The sequence below is a fragment of the Metapseudomonas otitidis genome, assembly GCF_011397855.1.
Classification (GTDB): domain Bacteria; phylum Pseudomonadota; class Gammaproteobacteria; order Pseudomonadales; family Pseudomonadaceae; genus Metapseudomonas; species Metapseudomonas otitidis.
In genome coordinates, this window is the sequence record NZ_AP022642.1 from 5,170,534 (window position 1) to 5,186,119 (window position 15,586).

The window sequence follows — 15,586 nt, forward strand, 5'->3', positions numbered from 1 at the left end:
ATACGAACCACAACTCGATAAATTCGCCCTGGCGTCTGGCTGGCAGGCACACATGATGGGCGCCCGAGGCTAATGGCCAAGCGCCTCAGAAGGGCAAAGAAAAAATTGCAAAGGAAGCAGTATGAAAAAAGTGATGCTGGCACTCGCACTCTTGGCAACGACCGCTCATGCCGAGGACTTCGACATGAAGTCGTACGTGGACAGTGCGTACCAGAAAGGTGATTCCGTCCCCTTCAAATGCGTAGAGGCTGATGGCTCTTTCGACTCCTTACATCTCTACGGCGAAGAGGAGATGCTTTGGACCAGATACGTGGGGGGTGACCCGGTAGCAAGGCAGTTCGTAAAGCCCAGAATCTCGAAAGACAAGGTCGTGATTCCGCTCGAAAGCGCTTATGAAGGTGCCTCCGAGCGAGTGTTCACCTTTGTAGCCAAGGAAGGGAACAAGGTGATCTGGAACCACGGGAAGCCGTGCACAGTGAGCCTGTAGCCCGGTCTGCCTCGGGCTGGGTGGCCCACGCCCTTATCCACACCTCCCGCATATACAGCTCCTCCGGCAGCACATAGCCCCAGCGCCCCCGGATATCGGCGCGGGGTGCGCGGGGGCGGCGGGTGGCGGCTGGGACGGGGCGCCATTGGCCGTAGGGCGTGGGGGTGAGGATGCAGAGCAGGCGCAGTGCGGGGCGCGCCTGCTGGGGGTGAACAGCCTTGTTCATATGAGCTCCCGGTTATGGCGGTTGGTGCGCTGGTTGTAGGCGTTGAAAGCGAGGCGGTCGAGGCGCTTGATTTCAGCCTGGGTTACATCAAGTCCCTCCAGACGAAGGCTGGCGATGTAGTTGGATTGGCGAACTTTGGCGAAGTAGGCCTTTTTGACCGCTAGGGACGAAGTGGACATGGCGTACGTCTCTCGCTGAGTACCTAAAGCAGGCGCAATGCGGGGCGCGCCTGCTGGGGGTGAACTGCCTTGTTCATATGAGCTCCCGGTTATGGCGGTTGGTGCGCTGGTTGTAGGCGTTGAAGGCGAGGCGGTCGAGGCGCTTTATTTCGGTGGTGTCGAAGGTGTTTGTGTCCTGCAGGGCGTCGAGGTAGCCGCCCATGCGGATGTAGTAGGCGAGCGCGCGTTCCGAGTCGGAATAGCGAATGGCCTTGAGGAGCAGGCGCAGTTGAACGTTGATGGCTTTCATTGGGCGTAGTCCCCCGCGCTGAACACTGTTTTGCCGCTCTCCAGGTCGAGGCGGATGCGGTGCAGGTTGATGACGCGGCGCCGGCCGATCTTCACGGTGGGGATGGTGTTGCTCTCAACCCAGCCGCGCACCACGTCCTCGGTGATCTCTCCGAGACCCAACATTTCAGCCAGGACGAGCTGCGTGCAGAACGGTGCATCGCGGAAGGTGGTGATACGCATGGGGTTCCCTTCATAGGAAAGCCCCACTATTCCAGACTGTTCCATAGTTCTTGCCCTATACTCCTCAAGATTTTCTATCAAATAGTTCATTTCAAACTATTTGAAATAACCATAGGGCGAGAATTCGCGCTTTTCAAATTATTTGATCTATTTATTTGTAACAAATGAGTAATATTGCCGAGCGCGTCAGGACACTAGCTTCAATCATTGGCATGGATCGCCTGGTCCGTGAGACGCCCATCGGCTCAAACCGGTGGCGAACCGTGCTGTACAACAAGGACATTCGGGTCAGCACGGTTGAGGTAGAAGAGCTCTGCAAGCTCTTCCCGGCCTACCGCTGGTGGCTAATCACCGGGGAAATTGCGCCAGAAATGGGGCAGAGCAGCCCCGAACACGACGGCTTGATCACTCCGCCCTCCCAGGCCTAGCGCCGCCTTTCACCTTCCCCGCCCGGTGCCCACGCTATGCGCGCCGGGCCCTTCCCTCTCCTGATCCCCCGGCTTCATTCCTGCCCTCCCCCGCTGCGCGCGGCCAACTGCTCATGCAGGGACCACGCGACGGCGTAGGGCTGTTCGCGCCGGCTGAAGGTGGCCCCGGCCTGGTGCCAGCGCGCTTCATCCAGCCCGCTGCGGGCGATTTCGTGGGCGAGTGCTTCGATCTGCCGTTCGAGGGTGCTGCCCAGGCCGGCGGTGACGGTGAGGGGCAGGCCGAACAACGGCCGCCCGATGAAGGCGGGGTAGCGCTCCACCGGCCCATCGAGGGCGGTGGCCTGGATGCCCAGCAGGACGATACGGCCCTCGGCATCCACCACCTCCAGCCCGTACGAGCCGCCATCGCTCAGGGCCCAGCCGTCGAGGCGCTGGAGGGGGTAGGCCAGGCGGGGCACCTGGGTGAGGTAGAGGTAGCCGGCGGCTGCGGCACTGGCGGCGAGTGCCAGGGTGAGTGAGGTGATCCCTGATGCGCGTTTCATCGAGGCCTCCTTGCGGGTGGGCGAAGCCTACAGGGCGCGAGGCCTGGCGGGCCATGGCGGCTTGCCGGGGCGCTGAAAGCGGAACTGGCCGGTCATCCCCCCGGTGGGAAAAAATTGTACAAGCCTCTTGCGCAAACTTATACGCAGCAGTAGAAAAGCTATACAAATTTACTGAATGTACAGCTTTAGAGGACTCGACCATGCCGGCCTACCGCGCGCCGCTCCGCGACATGCGCTTTGTGTTCGATGAAGTACTCGACGCCTATTCGCACCTGCAGGCGCTGCCGTCCCAAGGGGAATTCGGCGCGGACCTGGGCAGCGCGATCCTCGAAGAGGCGGCGCGCCTGGCTGAGGGCGTGCTGGCCCCGCTGAACAGTTCGGGCGACAAGGAAGGCTGTCATTACGACCCGGCGACCCGCGCGGTGAAGACGCCCGCCGGGTTCCGCGAGGGCTACCGCCAGTTCGCCGAAGGCGGCTGGACGGCGCTGGCCTGCCCCACCGAGTTCGGCGGCCAGGGCCTGCCCCACGTGCTGAACATGATGGTGGAGGAGATGGTGTGCTCGGCGAACCTGTCGCTGGGCATGTACCCGGGCCTGACCCACGGCGCCATCAATGCGCTCTCCGCCCACGGCACCCGCGAGCAGCAGGAGGCCTACCTGCCGAAGCTGATAAGCGGTGAGTGGACCGGCACCATGTGCCTGACCGAGCCGCAGTGCGGCACGGACCTGGGGCTGATCCGCACCCGCGCCGAACCCCAGGCGGACGGCAGCTACGCGCTGAGCGGCACGAAGATCTGGATCACCGGCGGCGAGCACGATCTGGTGGAGAACATCGTCCACCTGGTGCTGGCCCGCCTGCCCGACGCGCCGGCCGGGGTGAAGGGGATTTCGCTGTTCCTGGTGCCCAAGTTCCTCGCCGATGGCAGCCGCAACCCGGCGTTCTGCGGGGGGCTGGAGCACAAGATGGGCATCAAGGGTTCAGCCACCTGTGTGATGAATTTCGAGGGGGCCAAGGGCTGGCTGATCGGCGAGCCCCACAAGGGCCTGCGCTGCATGTTCACGATGATGAACTCGGCACGCCTGATGGTCGGCATGCAAGGCCTGGGCATTGCCGAGAACGCTTACCAGATCAGCCTGGGCTTCGCCCGCGAGCGCCTGCAGAGCCGCTCCCTGAGCGGGCCGAAGGCGCAGGACAAGCCGGCCGACCCGATCCTGGTGCACCCGGATGTGCGGCGCATGCTGCTGCGCCAGAAGGTGATGATCGAGGGCAGCCGCGCGCTGGCCTACTTCACCGGCCTGCATCAGGACATCGCCCACGACCACCCGGACGCCGAGGTGCGCCAGCAGGCGGACGATCTGGTGCAGCTGCTGACGCCGGTGGTGAAGGCCTTCCTCACCGACGAGGGTTTCGCCTGCGCCAACGAGGGCCTGCAGGTGATGGGCGGCTCGGGCTTCACCGAGGACTGGGGTATCGAGCAGCTGGTGCGGGACTGCCGCATCACCCGTATCTACGAGGGCACCAATGGCATCCAGGCGCTGGACCTGGTGGGCCGCAAGCTGGCCCTGGGCGGCGGCCGTGCGGTGCGTGGCTTCTTCCAGTTGGTGGGTGAGTGGCTCAAGGCCAACCCCGAGGCGGCCCACGTGGCCAAGGTGGACAAGGCGCTGCGCCAGTTGCAGCAGGCGACGATGTGGCTGGCCACCGAAGGCATGAAGGACCCGGAACAGGCCGGCGCTGCAGCCACGCCCTACCTGCGGCTGTTCGCGCTGACCGCGCTGGCCTGGCTGTGGGCCCGCATGGCTCAGGTGGCCCAGGCCAAGCTGGACGCCGGCAGTGAGGAGAAGACCTTCTACGGCGCCAAGCTGAAGTCCGCCGACTTCTACATGACCCGAACCCTGACCGAGACCGACGGCCTGCTGGCCGAGGTGATGGCAGGCAAAGCATCCCTGATGGCGTTCAACGAGGACGAGTTCGCCGCATAGCCAACCCTCCCCCTCCGTATGCGCACGCCGGCAATCCCTCCCTTTTTTGATTGCCGGTTTTTTTTTGCCCGGAATTTGGTCGGCCCGTGGGCCGGCTGGGACCGTCGTAGGGCGGGTTTCAGCCCACCGGCCGACACCGACCGGGACCGATGCGGTTCGCCGAGCTCACCGCATCCTACGAGCAGGTGACGTGCCGGTTTGTGGGGGCGAGTTCGGTCGCGATGGGGCGGGAATGGTCAGCGCCGTTCCCGGGCTGAAGCCCGGGCTACGAGTGACAACGTGCCGGCCCACTGCCATTCGTACAGGCACACACCGTGGTGGATCGCGCTTCATCGATCCACCGACGGAGTCATACCGGATGCCCATGGTGGGCAGGAAAAGCATCGCGAATGAGTTCGCTCCCATGGGGTGCGTCATGGGGCCGTGTCGAACGCCATTGGTGGATGGAAAGAGCGCCATCCACCCTACGCCCCGAGAGGCGATGTGCCGGTTTGTGGGGGCGAAATTATTTGCGATTGGTCGGGGAGTGATCGGGCCGCGCCCATGGGTGAAGGCACACCCCGTAGGGTGGATCGCGCTTCATCGATCCACCGGCGGAGCCATGCCGGATGCCCATGGTGGGCAGGAAAAGCATCGCGAATGAATTCGCTCCCACGGGGTACGGCACGGAGCCGTAGGGTGGGCTTCAGCCCACGCTGTCTGCCGCTGGTGGGCTGAAGCGGAACGCCGCCCGGCCCACCCTGCAGGGCATGTGCCCTGGGATCGGGAGGGAATTGATGCGGTTCGCTGAGCTCACCGCATCCTACGGGGTGCGCGTTGGGTGACGTGTGGGCAAACAAAAACACCCCGCCGGGGCGGGGTGTTTGTGGGGGTGCCGTCAGGAGGCGGTGTTGCTGGTCAGGTGGGCGTCGGGTTGGTTGCCGAGCTTGAACACCTTGAACAGCACAGTCAGCAGTACGAGGAAGGCCGGGCCGATGTAGAGGGCGATGCGGGTGTCTTCGAAGAAGGCCATGAGCGCCACCACCAGTACCAGGAAGGCCAGGGCGAGGTAGGAGCTGATGGGGAACAGCCACATCTTGAACTGCAGCTTGCCCTGTTCGGCGGGGCTGAGGCTGCGGCGGAACTTCATCTGGGCGAGCAGGATCATGGCCCAGGTCCAGATGGCGCCGAAGGTGGCGATGGAGGTGACCCAGACGAACACCTTCTCCGGCACCAGGTAGTTCAGCAGCACGCCCAGCAGCAGGGCGAAGATGGACAGCAGCAGGGCGTTGCGCGGGACGCCATTGCCGGAGGTGCGGCCGAAGGCGCGCGGGGCCTGGCCGTGCTGGGCGAGGCTGTAGAGCATGCGGCCGGTGCTGAAGATGCCGCCGTTGCAGGAGCTGAGGGCGGCGGTGATGACCACGAAGTTGATGATGCCGGCGGCGGTCTTGATGCCCAGGCGCTCGAAGGTCATGACGAAGGGGCTGCCCTGGGTGCCGATCTCGTTCCACGGGTAGATGGACATGATCACGAACAGCGCGCCGACGTAGAACAGCAGGATGCGCCAGAACACGGAGTTGATGGCGTCGGGGATGGTTTTCTGCGGGTTGCGCGCTTCACCGGCGGTGAGGCCGATCATCTCCACGCCAAGGTAGGCGAACATGACCATCTGCAGGGACATGAGCACGCCCTGCACGCCGTTGGGCATGAAGCCGCCGTGGGTCCAGAGGTTGCTGATGCCGGTGGCGATGCCGCCGTTGCCGATCCCGAAGAGGATCATGCCGGCGCCGGCCACCACGAGGGCGATGATGGTGACGATCTTGATGAGGGCGAACCAGAACTCGAACTCGCCGAAGGCGCGCACGGTGATGAGGTTGACGGTGCCCATGCTCGCCAGGGCCAGGAGGGCCCAGATCCAGCGGTCCACGTCGGGGAACCAGATCTGCATGTAGATGGCGACGGCGGTGATCTCCGCGACGCAGGTCACCAGCCAGAGGAACCAGTAGTTCCAACCGGTGAGAAAGCCGGCCAGCGGGCCGAGGTAATCCTGGGCGTAGCGGCTGAAGGAGCCGGCCACGGGGTTGTGCACGGCCATCTCGCCGAGGGCGCGCATGATCACCAGGATGGCGAGGCCGCCGATGATGTAGGAGAGCATGATGGCGGGGCCGGCCATCTGGATGGCCTTGGCCGATCCCAGGAACAGACCGACACCGATGCAGGCGCCGAGCGCCATGAGCCGTATGTGTCGTTCACCCAAACCGCGGTGCAGTTGATCGCTGCTGGACATGAAGAACCTCTTATTTTTGTAAAAGGGCTGACACCCGCCAGGGGGTAACCCGGCGGGCGCTCTCGTTTCCCGCGGGCCCGGTTTGGGCGGGCGGGAGCAGAGGACGTCCGGGGCCACAGGGCATGCCTGTCGGCCAGGCTCGGACGGCCGGCTGTTGTATAGGGGGGTGTGCCGGGGGGCAACTTGCCAATCGGCTTCCGGGTTAAAACAGCTGAATCTGCTGCGCGGACTATACAGCGCAGTGAAAATGTCTTCGATACGACGAATTGACAGGAATAGCGCGGCTGGTACGCCCGTTCTGACCCGGGATCGACGGGGAAGCCGCGATTCCTGGCCGTTTCGCCAGGAAGCCCCTGCCCGGCCTGCGTTGTGGTGTCGCAGGCCGGTGCACGGGTCAGCGCAGCTTGGGCCGGGTGCCCAGCAAGAGGCCGGCGAAGATCATCGCGCCGCCGAGCCAGTGGTAGCCCTGCAGGGACTCGCCGAGCACCAGGTAGCCCAGCAGCGCGGTGAACACCGGCATGAGGTAGTTGGTCAGCGACACCTTGGCCACGCCGAGCACGGCGATGCCCCGGTTCCACAGCAGGTAGGCGATCAGCGAGGCGAAGGTGCCGGTGTAGCCGATGGCGGCGAGGTTGGCCGGGCTGGGGGCGAAGCCCTGGCCGCTGGCGATCTCCAGCAGGTACAGCGGCAGCAGCATGGGCACGCCGCAGAGGATCAGCGCGCCGAGGAACACCAGCGGGGGGATGCCCTGGAACCAGGCGGCCCAGCGCCGTTGCAGCAGGGTGTAGAGCGCCCAGTCGAGCACGCCGAGCAGCATGATCAGGTCGCCGGGGTTGAAGCGCAGGCCGGCCAGGGTGGCCAGGCTGCCCTGGCCGATCAGCACCAGCAGGCCGAGGATGGCGACGGCCATGCCGCCCCAGGCGCGCCGGGCCGGCCATTCCCCCAGCAGCACCCCGGCGCCGATGAAGGTGGCCAGGGGCAGGCAGGTGTTGAGCAGGGTGAGGTTGATGGCCACGGTGGTGCGCGCGGCGAAGTACATCAGCACGCTGAAGGTGCAGATGCCCAGCGCGGCCACCACCAGCAGGCGCCAGCCGGCGCGGCGCAGGGCGGCACGGTGCTGCCACAGGGGCTTGGCGATGAAGGGCAGGAGCAGCACCAGGGCGACGCTCCAGCGCCAGAAGGTCAGGGCAAAGGGCGGGATGTCATCATGGAAGGCGCGGGCCACCAGGGCGTTACCGGCCCAGCAGGCGCTGGCCAATACCAGGCCGGCCCAGGCGAGCGCCGGGGCGTGTGTGCGGTTCATGGGTCAGCGCACGCCCTGGGGGCGCAGGCGGTACTGCGGCGGCAACTGGTCGATGCCGCTGACGGTGACGTTGAGGTCTTTCCAGAGGCCGTCCTTGATGCCGTAGATGCAGCCGTGCACGGACAGCGACTGGCCGCGGTGCCAGGCGTTCTGGACGATGGTGGTGTGGCTGACGTTGGCCACCTGCTGCATGACGTTCAGCTCGCAGAGGCGGTCGACCCGCGCTTCGTCGGTGGGGAACTGGGCGATGTGGTCGCGGTGTTCGTAATAGAGGTCGCGGATGCTGCGCAGCCAGCCGTCGATCAGGCCGAACTGGGCATCCTGCATGGCGGCGCGCACGCCGCCGCAGCCGTAATGACCGGTGACGAGGATGTGCTTCACCCGCAGCACGTCCACGGCGTACTGGACGACCGACAGGCAGTTAAGGTCGGTGTGCAGGACGACGTTGGCGACATTGCGGTGGACGAACAGGTCGCCGGGCAACATGCCGACGATCTCGTTGGCCGGTACGCGGGCGTCGGAGCAACCGATCCACAGGTATTCGGGCGCTTGCTGCTTGGCCAGTTTCTCGAAGAACTGGGGGTCGTCTTCCTTGATGCGTTCAGCCCAGCGGGCGTTGTTGTCCAGCAGCTGCTGCAGGTCGCTCATGGTGCTTTTCCTCCGTTGGCCGGCGCACCTTACGGAGGGGGGCCGGCTTTGACAAGGCTGGATGCCGAGTCGGCCGGCCCGGGGGCGTGGCGGCTGGGAAGGGTGGGCGCGCGGTCAGTCGAGCAGGGTGCAGGCCATGACGAGGGCGTCTTCACGGCCGCCAACGGCGGGGTAGTAGCCACGGCGGCGGCCGACTTCGTTGAAGCCGTAGCGCTCGTAGAGGCGGTAGGCCGATTCGTTGCTGGCACGCACTTCGAGGAAGCATTCGCGGGCGTTGAGCGCGCGGGCGCGGTCCATCAGGTGTTCCAGCAGGCGCAGGCCGAGGCCGCGCCCCTGGCTTTCCGGCTTGACGGTGATGTTGAGCAGGTGCGCTTCGTCGATGATCACGTTGATCACGCCGTGGCCGACCTGCTGGGAGCCTTCGAACATCAGCCAGCAGTCATAGGACTTGATGCCGTCGGCGAAGATGCCGCGCGTCCAGGGGTGGCTGAAGGCGGCGTATTCGATCTTGAGTACGGCGTCGAGGTCCGCCTCGGTCATGGGGCGGAAGGTTACGGCATCGGTCATTCAGCGTTGTTCCAGCGGCGCATGACCCGGCGCATGGCGCGCCAGAGGTCCGCCTTGCGGTGCGGTTCGTCCATCAGCAGTTCCAGGCCGGGCACGGCCCAGGCGGCACAGAGCCCTTCGATCTGCAGTTCGCGGCCAAAGGCCTCGGCGTCGGCTTCGCCGGCAAAACGCACGGCGGGCAGCCCCACCAGCCAGAGGCAGGCGCAGGCCGGGCCTTCTTCCAGGCGGGCAGCGAGGAAGCCCTGGAGGAAGTCGCGGGCGGCGTCGGGGCCCTGGTCCATGTTGCCGCGGGCCAGCAGCGGCCAGCGGATCGGCTCGCCGATGAGCTGCGGCGCGTCCGGCAGGCCGGCGGCACGCAGCAGGTCCTTGAGCAGCAGGTAGGCCGGGTCGCGGCTCTGGAAGCCTTCCCCGGTGGGCAGCTCCACCAGCAGCAGGCAGGCACCGGCCCGCAGCAGCTGGAGGGCGAAGCGCGGCGGGGCCACCGGGGCGGCCTTCACCGGCTGGGGTGCATCCACCTCGGGCTCCGCCGCCGGCTCGGGCACGGCCACGCGGGGCGTGCTGCCCGGGCGCGGTACTTCGATCTTCGGCCGGGGCGCTGCCGGGGCTTCGGTGCGTTCGGCCACGACGGCTGCGGCCGCCGGTTCCGGGCGCGCGGGGCGGACCGGTTCCGGCGTGGGCAGGGGCTCGGGCAGCACCAGCAGTTCGGGGCGCGAGGGGGCGGCGAAGGGCAGCGCCGTGCGCGGCAGCCAGGTGGCGACCTGCATGGCGTCGAGGTATGCGCGGCGGCGAAGCTCTGGGATCAAACGTCAGCTACCTGTGGATGGGCTTTGCGTACGCCGGCCTGCATGAGGTTCAGCGCGTTGAGATAGGCCTTGGCGGAGGCGAGCACTATATCCGTATCGGCGCCGTTGCCGTTGACGATTCGTCCGGCTTTTTCCAGGCGCACGGTCACTTCGCCCTGGGAGTCGGTGCCCTGGGTGATGGCGTTGACGGAGTACAGCTGCAGGCTGGCGCTGGAGCGGGCCAGGCTCTCGATGGCCTTGAAGGCGGCGTCCACCGGGCCGGAACCCTGGGCGCGGGCTTCGTGGTCCTGGCCGTCGATGCTGAGCACCACGCGGGCTTCGGGGATCTGCCCGGTGCGCGAGGTGACTTCAAGGAAGGCCAGGCGGAAGTGCTCGGGGGCTTCTTCGCCGAGGGTGTCGGAGACCAGGGCCTGGAGGTCTTCGTCGAAGATCTCGTGCTTCTTGTCGGCCAGGGCCTTGAAGCGGGCGAAGGCCTCGTTCAGCTCGGTCTCGCCGGGCAGGTGGATGCCCAGCTCTTCCAGGCGGGTGCGGAAGGCGTTGCGGCCGGAGAGCTTGCCGAGGGAGAGCTTGTTGGTGTGCCAGCCCACCGACTGGGCGGACATGATCTCGTAGGTTTCGCGGTGCTTGAGCACGCCGTCCTGGTGGATGCCGGACTCGTGGGCGAAGGCGTTGGCGCCGACGATGGCCTTGTTCGGCTGCACCGGGAAGCCGGTGATGCTGGAGACCAGGCGCGAGGTGCTGAGGATGTGCGGGGTGTCGATGCCGGTGTGCACCCCGAGGACGTCGGCGCGGGTCTTGATGGCCATGACGATCTCTTCCAGCGCGGCGTTGCCGGCACGCTCGCCGAGGCCGTTGATGGTGCATTCCACCTGGCGGGCTCCGGCGGCGACGGCGGCCAGGGAGTTGGCGACAGCCAGGCCAAGGTCGTTGTGGCAGTGCACGGAGAACACGGCCTTGTCGGCGTTGGGGATGCGCGCCAGCAACTGGCGGATGGTCTCGGCGTACTGGTGCGGGATGGCGTAGCCGACGGTGTCGGGGATGTTGATGGTGCGGGCGCCGGCGTCAATGGCGGCTTCGATGATGCGGCAGAGGAAGTCGATCTCGGAGCGGCCGGCGTCCTCGCAGGAGAACTCCACGTCGGCGCAGAGGTTGCGGGCATGGCGCACGGCGCGCACGGCCTGCTCCACCACCTGGTCCGGCTGCATGCGCAGCTTGTACTGCATGTGGATGGGGCTGGTGGCGATGAAGGTGTGGATGCGCCCGGCGTTGGCGCCCTTGAGGGCTTCGGCGGCGCGCTCGATGTCGGCTTCGACGGCGCGGGCCAGGCTGCACACGGTGCTGTCCTTGATGCTGTCGGCGATGGCCTTGACCGCCTCGAAGTCGCCGGGGCTGGCGATGGCGAAGCCGGCTTCGATCACGTCCACCCGCAGGCGCTCGAGGGCCTTGGCGATGCGCAGTTTCTCTTCCCGGGTCATGGAGGCGCCGGGGCTCTGCTCGCCGTCACGCAGGGTGGTGTCGAAAATGATGACGCGATCGTTGTTGTTCATTGTGGTCACTCTCCTCTTGTCCCGCCGGGGGTGCGGCCGAGCGCTGGCTAATGACGCCGCGGCTCGTGGCCGCGACGACGGATGGCGGATTGTGGCGCGAAACGCGCGGGGCGGGAAGGCGCGGGCGGCGCGCAGGGGCGCCGCCGTACAGGCTCAGTTGATCGGCGTGGCAGTGAGGTTGGCGCGGATGTCAGCGTTCTGCAGCTTGACGCCGTACATGGAGGTGACGGCCCCGCCGGTGGGGTGTACGTGCTGGACGCGGTCGATGTCCACTTCCTTGAAGTGGACGCGCCCGTTCACCGCGAAGCCCAGCGGGTCGGGGGTGACGGGGGTGCAGCTGCTGCCGTTCTTGGTGCAGACCTTGGTGGGCGCGACGTCCAGGTTGAGGTCGGCGTTGAAGCCGTAGGTGTTGGCGTTGGGGTTCTTGGGGTCGCCATCGGAGGTGTAGAAGTTATCCACAACCAGCTGGGCGCCGCTGCCGTTCACGCCGTTGACGCGGTCGGTTTCGAGGATGATCTGGTTGCGCTTCTCGTCGGTGGCGACGCCGTTGACGGAGCTGTCGATGGCGGTGTCGCGGACGAAGACGTTCTTCAGCTTGACCGAGACGCCTTCGTTGCCCCGGTCTTCCCAGCGGCCGCCGCTGGCGGAACAGGCGCTGGCGGTGGAACCGCTGCCGCCCACGCAGAGGGCGCCGGCCCCGCCGGAGCTGAGGGCGAGGGTGGAGCCCTGTTCGTAGCGTTTGAGCACCAGCCGGCCGAGGCTGGCGCCGGTGGCGCGGTCGCCCCAGCGCAGGTCGGAGACGTCGAGGTTGGACCAGTAGGTGCCTTTGCGCAGCTCGACGCCGTTGTTGGTGACGTCCACGGTGCCGTCGCGGAAGTGCATGTCGTAGCGGGTGCCGGACAGCCACAGGCCCTTGCCGGTTTCGTCCACGGTGATGGCGGCGCGGGCGTCGCTGACCACGAAGTCGGCGTTGTAGCCGATGCCGTCGCCCACCAGGCCGCCGGGCTTGAGGGTGATCTGGCCGTTGAGGGTGAAGTCGTAGGCCGGGAAGATTTCCATCAGCACCAGCAACTCGGTGCCGCCCTGCAGGGGTGCGTTGGCGCTGCCGACCCGCAGGCCGTCGAAGCTGTAGCTGCCCTTGAGGTTGTTGAGCCCCAGGCGCAGGCCGTCGAAGTGGCCGTTGTAGTTGCCCTTGCTCATGTCGCTCTGGGTGCCGGCGTAGCACCCGGTGGCGGCGCCGCCGGCGCAGCTGCGGGTGATGTCGAGGGTGAGCTGGCCGCTGCCGTAGGTGCGCAGGCCGCTGAACCACATGCTGTTGCCGTTATCGGTGAGCGAGACCGCGCTGTTGGCCATGTTCCAGCTGAGGTCGGCGGTGAGGCGGGTCAGCCCGGAGTTGGGGTCGCCGCCCGGGCGCAGGGCGATGCTGTTGCGGCGGCTGCCGTCGTCGACGAAGTTGAGGTCGATGCCGAGGCTGCCGAGCTTCTGGTTGGTGGGGTTGCCGAGGATCAGCCCGCCGAGGGTGGCGTTGAGCTTGAGGTCGGCGAAGGCGATCTGGACGAAGCTGCCGTTGGCGTCCTGCACCAGGTCGAGGGTGAGGCCGTTGAGGCTGCGCAGGGTGCCGGAGAAGTTCTCGGCGCGGAGGATGCCTTCGTCCTGGTACTGGAACAGGCTGTTGCTGATGCTGACGTCGGTGCGCACCCGCAGGCCGGAGCCGCTGGCGCCGCCGCTGGAGACGCTGACGGTGCCGCCCAGGCGCAGGTCCATGTTGAGCTTGCCGAAGCTCTTGTCGGCGCCGGGGCCGCGCAGGTCGGGGGCATCCGGGGTGACGGGGCTGGCGCTGGGGTCGCCGCTGGCCAGGTCGAGCCCGATGCCGCCGATGGCGGCGACGACGCGCGAGTTGCCGAGGTCGAGCTTGACGGCCTGGCCGTCGCCTCCGCTGACGATGTCGAGGTAGGCGTTGTTCAGGTAGGCGTCCAGGCTCATGCCCTTCACCACCAGGTCGTAGCCGTTGTCGCGGTAATAGAAGGTGACGTCGGAGAGCGACAGGCGGCTGTCGTCCACCGAGATGCCGGTGACGCCGCTGGCGCCCCCGCCCTTGAGCTTGAGCACGCCGCCGAGGGTGTAGAAGGCGCGCAGGCCGCCGAAGCTGCGGGTGCTACCGCCCATTTCGACGCTGTTGACGTTCATGACCCGGGCGCCGCCCTGGTGCTGCACCTGCAGGCGGCCGCCGGTGACGTCCACCTGGGTGGTGGAGGTGGTGGTGGCGCCGGTGCGGGCCTGGTTGCTGACGCCCTTGAGGTTGAGGCTCTGGCCGTCCTCCTGGTAGCTGATGGAGCTGGCGGACCAGGTGCCGGTGGTGGTTTCCAGGGTAATGCCGTCCCGGCCGCTGACATCGGAGAGCGCGGAGTCGTCCAGCGCCTGCATGGCCTGGGCCAGGGGGCTGAGGAGGATCGCGAACAACGCCACTGCACGCATCGCCTGCTCCTTCTTCTATTTGGGGAACACCAGCACGCTGCCTTGCATGCGGATGCTGCCGTCGATCCGGGCGGAAAAGATGTTGGTCTGCTGGTAGGTGGCGTCGCCGCCGTTGGCGACGGTGCCGGCCTTGTTGCGCCAGCCGCCCTGGTTGGCGACGGCGAAGGCGAAGCTGCCGTCCTTGAAGCGCACGTTGTTGGGCAGGCCCAGTTCGATCACGTCCTGGTTGAAGCCGGCGCTGGCGTCGTTGATGGCGCGGGTGCGCAGGGTCAGCCCCTCGAAACTGAACACGCCTTTGAGGTTGTCCAGCACGTACCAGCCGCCGTTGGCTTCGGTACGGATGGCGACGCGCATGCCGCAGGCTTCGGGGGTGCTGGCACCGGCGGTGGCGCAGCTGCGTTCGTTGACCGTCCACTGCGCGGGGTTGTTGCCGGCGGGGGTGTTCCACAGCACGCCGCCGGCCTTGTTGATGCTGAACTCGCCGGAGAGGTACACCCCGCCCTGGCCGCTGGTGGCGCTGAGGTCGGCGTCGTCCAGGGGCTTGAGTTCGGCCCGGGCGCCAGCGCTGGCAAGCAGCAGGGCCAGGGTGAGCAGACGGGTCCTAGAGGTCATGGCTGGTCACCTTCAGGTAGTTGATGCTGAGGCCGCCGATCTCGTTGTAGCCGAAGTTGTAGCCGCCGGTGGCGGGGTCGCCGGTGCCGGACTTGAGGTTGTTGATGATGATGCTGGTGCGCGGGGCGTTGGCGTAGAAGTCGTCGGCCAGGGCCTGCTTCTGCGCGGCGGTGGTGCCGGAAACGGTGGGGTTCTGCAGCTCCAGCACGAACTGGCCGTTGCTGCTGACGTCGAACAGCAGCGGCTGGCTCTTGCCGTAGCCCAGCGCCACGGTGGCGTAGGCGCCGCTCATGAAGAGCGTGCGGTCGCGCTGCTGTTGGGCGGTGGTGCAGTTGGTGGTGCCGGCGGCGCAGGACATGAGCTGGATGCTCTTGGCGAAGACGTTCAGGCGCAGTTCGCCGACCATCTGGTTCTTCACCTTGTCGCCCCAGAGGCGCAGGTAGGAACCGTCCATGGCCAGTTCGGCGATGTCGAGGTTGATCACGTCGGTGCGCCCGGCGGCAACCTGGAAGTCGAAGCGGATGCCCAGGTCGACCTTCTCGCTGGCCCGGCTGGAGCAGGTGTTGCCGCCGGTGCTGTAGCCGCTGATGCAGGCCGACCCGCCGCTGGTGAGGCGCTCGGGGAAGGTGAACTCCAGCACCGAGATGCCGCTGGGGGTGGTCTGCACCCACTGCCCGGCATCGTTGAGGGTGCGCATCGACTCGCCCCGGGCGAAGTTGAGGGTGAAGGGGTGGTCGAGCCGGCCGATGGTCACCGGGTTGAGGCTGGCGCCGTTGTTGCTCCCGGTGGCCCCCAGGTAGAACTCCTTCACGGCGATGGGCACGTTCTGCCCGCTGCCGTTGGTGATGTCATTGAGGGTGATGGTGGCGCCGCTGGCGTCGAGCATCACCTTGTCCAGCACGAAGCCGATGCCGGCGCCGTCCACGGCGGACAGCTCGGAATCGTCCATGGCCTGCATCTCGGCGTTTGCCAGGGCCGGCAGCAGGCACGACAACAGGGCCAGGGTGCGCATGG

The 15,586-nt window shown here is 66.7% G+C and carries 16 protein-coding genes; 3 read left to right on the forward strand and 13 right to left on the reverse strand.

The genetic code is table 11. The features are described from left to right. Window positions 1-121 precede the first annotated feature (121 nt). Window positions 122-487, forward strand: a complete 366-nt coding sequence (locus PotMrB4_RS23965) for a hypothetical protein (RefSeq protein WP_172434661.1) — start codon at window positions 122-124, stop codon at window positions 485-487. A 222-nt stretch (window positions 488-709) separates the two neighbouring features. Here PotMrB4_RS23965 and PotMrB4_RS23970 read toward each other — a convergent pair whose 3' ends face one another. The 3 genes from PotMrB4_RS23970 to PotMrB4_RS23980 form a co-directional block, all read right to left on the reverse strand. Then, window positions 710-892, reverse strand: a complete 183-nt coding sequence (locus PotMrB4_RS23970; RefSeq protein ID WP_172434662.1) for a YhfG family protein — start codon at window positions 890-892, stop codon at window positions 710-712. Between the two features lie 73 nt (window positions 893-965). Continuing rightward, window positions 966-1,181, reverse strand: coding sequence for a hypothetical protein (locus tag PotMrB4_RS23975; protein WP_044403786.1), 216 nt, complete (start codon window positions 1,179-1,181; stop codon window positions 966-968). Continuing rightward, entirely contained in the window at window positions 1,178-1,447 is a 270-nt protein-coding gene (locus PotMrB4_RS23980; protein WP_165676758.1) for a helix-turn-helix domain-containing protein, read from the reverse strand. Before PotMrB4_RS23980 ends, PotMrB4_RS23975 begins: the two co-directional genes overlap by 4 nt. A 218-nt stretch (window positions 1,448-1,665) precedes the next feature. On the opposite strand from PotMrB4_RS23980, the gene PotMrB4_RS28335 reads away from it, so the two are divergent. Further along, the gene (locus tag PotMrB4_RS28335; protein ID WP_232060763.1) at window positions 1,666-1,830 is read left to right on the forward strand and encodes a hypothetical protein; all 165 of its coding nucleotides are present in this window, start codon (window positions 1,666-1,668) and stop codon (window positions 1,828-1,830) included. Window positions 1,831-1,904: 74 nt separating this feature from the next. Here the strand turns inward: PotMrB4_RS28335 and PotMrB4_RS23990 are convergent, their stop codons facing one another. After that, the gene (locus PotMrB4_RS23990; protein ID WP_172434664.1) at window positions 1,905-2,372 is read right to left on the reverse strand and encodes a hypothetical protein; all 468 of its coding nucleotides are present in this window, start codon (window positions 2,370-2,372) and stop codon (window positions 1,905-1,907) included. A 200-nt stretch (window positions 2,373-2,572) separates the two neighbouring features. Here PotMrB4_RS23990 and PotMrB4_RS23995 point away from each other — a divergent pair, with 200 nt between their 5' ends. Further along, window positions 2,573-4,351, forward strand: coding sequence for an acyl-CoA dehydrogenase C-terminal domain-containing protein (locus PotMrB4_RS23995; RefSeq protein WP_074973524.1), 1,779 nt, complete (start codon window positions 2,573-2,575; stop codon window positions 4,349-4,351). Window positions 4,352-5,228: 877 nt separating this feature from the next. Here PotMrB4_RS23995 and PotMrB4_RS24000 read toward each other — a convergent pair. The 9 genes from PotMrB4_RS24000 to PotMrB4_RS24040 all read right to left on the reverse strand — a co-directional run bounded on the left by PotMrB4_RS24000 (window position 5,229) and on the right by PotMrB4_RS24040 (window position 15,584). Beyond that, entirely contained in the window at window positions 5,229-6,617 is a 1,389-nt protein-coding gene (locus PotMrB4_RS24000) for an amino acid permease (protein WP_172434665.1), read from the reverse strand. 394 nt (window positions 6,618-7,011) lie between these two features. After that, window positions 7,012-7,920 (reverse strand): DMT family transporter, encoded by a 909-nt coding sequence (locus PotMrB4_RS24005; protein ID WP_074973529.1) that lies wholly within the window; start codon window positions 7,918-7,920, stop codon window positions 7,012-7,014. A 3-nt stretch (window positions 7,921-7,923) separates the two neighbouring features. After that, the gene (gene can / locus PotMrB4_RS24010; protein ID WP_044407857.1) at window positions 7,924-8,568 is read right to left on the reverse strand and encodes a carbonate dehydratase; all 645 of its coding nucleotides are present in this window, start codon (window positions 8,566-8,568) and stop codon (window positions 7,924-7,926) included. A gap of 114 nt (window positions 8,569-8,682) precedes the next feature. Continuing rightward, complete coding sequence (gene rimI / locus PotMrB4_RS24015) at window positions 8,683-9,135, reverse strand: ribosomal protein S18-alanine N-acetyltransferase (protein WP_044407854.1); 453 nt, start codon at window positions 9,133-9,135, stop codon at window positions 8,683-8,685. Further along, the gene (locus tag PotMrB4_RS24020; protein WP_044407852.1) at window positions 9,132-9,938 is read right to left on the reverse strand and encodes a hypothetical protein; all 807 of its coding nucleotides are present in this window, start codon (window positions 9,936-9,938) and stop codon (window positions 9,132-9,134) included. Before PotMrB4_RS24020 ends, rimI begins: the two co-directional genes overlap by 4 nt. Then, entirely contained in the window at window positions 9,935-11,485 is a 1,551-nt protein-coding gene (locus PotMrB4_RS24025) for a 2-isopropylmalate synthase (RefSeq protein WP_074973530.1), read from the reverse strand. The genes PotMrB4_RS24020 and PotMrB4_RS24025 overlap by 4 nt, the downstream gene beginning before the upstream one ends. A 153-nt stretch (window positions 11,486-11,638) precedes the next feature. Next, complete coding sequence (locus tag PotMrB4_RS24030; protein WP_172434666.1) at window positions 11,639-13,960, reverse strand: DUF6160 family protein; 2,322 nt, start codon at window positions 13,958-13,960, stop codon at window positions 11,639-11,641. Between the two features lie 15 nt (window positions 13,961-13,975). Further along, complete coding sequence (locus tag PotMrB4_RS24035; RefSeq protein WP_172434667.1) at window positions 13,976-14,572, reverse strand: DUF6160 family protein; 597 nt, start codon at window positions 14,570-14,572, stop codon at window positions 13,976-13,978. Then, on the reverse strand, window positions 14,562-15,584 hold the full coding sequence (locus PotMrB4_RS24040) for a hypothetical protein (protein WP_172434668.1): 1,023 nt from the start codon (window positions 15,582-15,584) through the stop codon (window positions 14,562-14,564). The genes PotMrB4_RS24035 and PotMrB4_RS24040 overlap by 11 nt, the downstream gene beginning before the upstream one ends. Window positions 15,585-15,586: the final 2 nt, after the last annotated feature.